Annotated in this window: 3 protein-coding genes; 2 read left to right on the top strand and 1 reads right to left on the bottom strand. The window is 45.0% G+C overall.

The window, feature by feature from the left end; genetic code table 11:
• The coding region (locus tag VIM72_RS30435) for an AraC family transcriptional regulator (RefSeq protein WP_332006564.1) at nt 1-797 on the bottom strand (797 nt) is incomplete at its 3' end.
• A 446-nt stretch (nt 798-1,243) separates the two neighbouring features.
• Here VIM72_RS30435 and VIM72_RS30430 point away from each other — a divergent pair.
• Together VIM72_RS30430 and VIM72_RS30425 are read left to right on the top strand one after the other, a co-directional pair.
• A complete protein-coding gene (locus tag VIM72_RS30430) occupies nt 1,244-1,669 on the top strand; it encodes a hypothetical protein (protein ID WP_332006563.1) in 426 nt (141 codons plus the stop codon).
• A 183-nt stretch (nt 1,670-1,852) separates the two neighbouring features.
• Nucleotides 1,853-3,264 (top strand): hypothetical protein (locus tag VIM72_RS30425; protein WP_332006562.1); only part of this gene is annotated, 1,412 nt, incomplete at its 3' end.

Genomic DNA, 3,264 nt, shown 5'->3' with positions numbered 1-3,264 from the left:
CCCGCTTCCCTGTAAAACACTCTTGAGAAGTTGCGGGCGCTCATAGAAGCCCTGGCGGCCAGTTGTTCAACGGATAGATCTTCATCCAGGTGCTCCTGGATCCACTGCAAACTATCTTTTACCGGTCGGTAATCCGTTTTTTGCGTCATGAGGATATTACTGAACTGCGACTGGTTGCCGGGCCGTTTCAGGTATAATACCAGGATCCTGGATATCTCAATGGCTACCTCTCTTCCCAGGTCTTCTTCTACCAGCGCCAGTGTAAGATCAATGCCGGTAGATATCCCGGCAGAAGTATAAATATTTCCCTGCCTGATATAGATAGGATCTTTCTCTACTTTGATTAATGGGAATTTCTCAGCCAGTTTATCGTGCAGCTGCCAGTGGGTAGTAGCGCGACGACCATCCAGCAGCCCGGTTTCCGCCAGGATAAAAGCGCCTGCGCAAATGGAAGCAATGCGGGGTTGCAATTTGCTTTTATTGACCTTTTGTACCCATTTCAGTATGTGGGCCGGTGCTCCCTTCCTGTATTCTCCTCTGCCGGCAATGATTACAGTATCTATCGGGTAACGAATCCCTGAAATACCTCCTTCGCAAATAACAGGCATACCGGCGGAAGTAGGAACAGCCATCGTATTGTCCATAGATACCAGGTGTGTAGTATAGTATTTATCCTTTACCTTTTTGTGCCTGGTCATATAGTCGGAGGTTTTGGAAAAAACTTCTAACGGACCTGCTACATCTAATAACGAAGTTTGTGGGGGAACGAGTATAACGATATGTCTTGTTTTATTCATGTTGGCAGAAAATGAATATTTAGGTAAAATTAAGACATTTTCTTTTAACCTGAGGATCAGTATTTTAAGAACTCCTGTTGATAGCTGGAAGTCCTACAGCAGGCAACAATACTCATGGAGACCTATAAAAGCTCATGACAAATTTACGTCTGAAGAAAATTAACGGTTAAATAGTGAATTTGCGGTGTTGGAAAACAGGAGCGGATCATCTGCTGGAAGACATTAGCAGCGCGGCTGGGAACTGAAAAATCTGCGATGCACCGGTGGAATAAAGTAGCCCGGAAAAGGGCCGCAAATCCAACGTAAAGAAATGTCCAATGGATACGCGATTCAGAAAATTACTATCTTGAACACAGGAGTTATAACCATAGCGATGATGCTTCTTTAGAAAAAAAGTTATCACCGTGCAGACATAATATTGAAAAATAACCCGGAAAAACATCAATATGGCAATTGAAAAGTATCTTGATCTGCCTGAGCCCATTTATGAAGAATTTGACGCCCTAAGCGATGAAGCGTATGAAGATTTTGTAAAGAAGAAGTACAAGTCCTCCTTTGAAAAGTATGAGCGATGCCTTGCCATGATCCCCGAACCGAAAAAGGATTACGGCGATGCCTCGGGGGTAATAGAGTGGATGGTGGAAAACTACCTGGAGATTAAGGATTATCCCAATGCAATAAAATGGGTGGAAGATCTCGGGGATTACCTGAAGAATAAAGACATTATGGGAGACTGGGAATTCCTGAAAGGTAAGGTATACTACGAAGCCGGGCAGCCTGAAAAAGCGCTGGAAAACTTCCGGATCGCTAACGATAAAACGAAAAGCCGCTGCTTTGAGGAGCAAGACAAAAAATACATCGATTTTTTTTAAAATCCGGCAAAATACACCGGTAGCAGGTAGAATGGAATGGTGCAAGCTATTCGCCATTCATCGCAGTGCAGTATATAATGGTTGTAATTGCACAACTGGAAAATGGAAAACATCAGTTTCTGTTACCCTCCAATAAGCAGGCGTTTGAATGGCTGAAAATACAAATGGAATAATAATAACAACATGATGAAATACCTGGTTTCCCTGGCCTTTATGTTATTGATTATCCCCAATACTTCATTTTCCCAGGAAAACAAGAGAGAGATAGATAAGCTGGCCGGTCAGCTCGATTCGGTAAGACAGCTGAGACAGACTTCCGTTTACCTGCGCACCAGCAAGGATATTTATATCAGTGGGGAAGACCTTTGGTTCAATGCCTTTGTACTGAATTCGATTGACTTTACACTGTCAACACTCGATAATACGCTGTACCTGCAACTACAGAAAGCAGATGCGGATAGCGTGTTATGGGAAGAAATGTACCCCATCGTGAATGGCATATCCTATGGTCATGTATATCTGCCTCAAACGCTGTCCGATGGAGAATACCTGCTGAAAGGATATACAGCGCATTCTTTTTTTTCCGGTCAGCCGTATCACTATACTGTTGCGCGGATCCAGGTATTTAATGAGCCACAGGCAATCAGGGTCCGGAAAATCCGGCAGATACAAAATAATGTGTCGTCGTCCGACCCTGTTCAGCTCCGGGTGTTCCCGGAAGGGGGCAACCTGTTGGCCGGTGTGCTCAACCGCGTGGCCTTTAAGGCAGTCGATAGAAATGGGCAGCCTGCCGAAGTGAAAGGTACATTGTTAAAAGGAGAAACGCCAGTGCTGAATTTTAATTCCCTTCATGCGGGAATGGGGGCCTTCCAGTTTATCCCTGAAAAGGGAGCTGCTTATTATGTTCGGCTTGACAATAACAAAGACAGCCTGTACCAGGTGCCTATGGCATTGGAAGGCAGTATGGGTATGCGTTTGCTGAGGAATGAAGGGGATAGCCTGGTATTTAGAATCATGGCGCACGATATGCCTAAGCAAAAATTCTACCTGCGTTTACAAATCAGGAGCGCAGTGGAAGCCATTGCAGCTGGTGAAGTAGGTGATAGCATGGAAGTGAAAATTTCTGTTCAAAATGCACCGTTGGGGATTGGAGAAGTGACACTTTTCGATGCACAGCTGCGCCCCGTAGCAGAACGATTGGTATACCTGCATCCTGAGAGGCAGTTCCGTATCAGCTTCAGTGAATTAAAGAGCGAGTACTCTCCAAAGGAAAAAGTAACGTTGAAAATCAAAACAACCGATGCCAGTGGCGCCCCGGTACCTGCTGTTTTCAGCTTATGTGTATACGATGACCTGTTCCATAGCCCGGAGAATACCAGCAACATCCTAAGCTATTACTATCTCTCTACACAGTTACGCGGAAAGATCTATAACCCTGCCTATTATTTCGATAGTACGCATTCAAACCGTAAAGAGGCTTTGGATCTCCTGTTGCTGACACAGGGCTGGCGCAGTTACACCTGGAACAAAGAGGCGATGGCCCAAAGCCAGTCATTACCACAGGTCTTGTCAGATACCTTGCAGGCCTGGGTTAC

Origin of the sequence: Chitinophaga sp., assembly GCF_036569185.1 — a bacterium.
In the GTDB taxonomy this organism is placed as follows: Bacteria; Bacteroidota; Bacteroidia; order Chitinophagales; family Chitinophagaceae; genus Chitinophaga.
The sequence above is the reverse complement of the archived record's forward strand: the minus strand, read 5'-3'. Positions and strand labels throughout refer to the sequence as shown.

Excerpts from the sequence above, each read along its gene's own strand:
- VIM72_RS30430 (WP_332006563.1), top strand. The coding sequence starts at position 1,244 with ATGGCAATTGAAAAGTATCTTGATCTGCCTGAGCCCATTTATGAAGAA.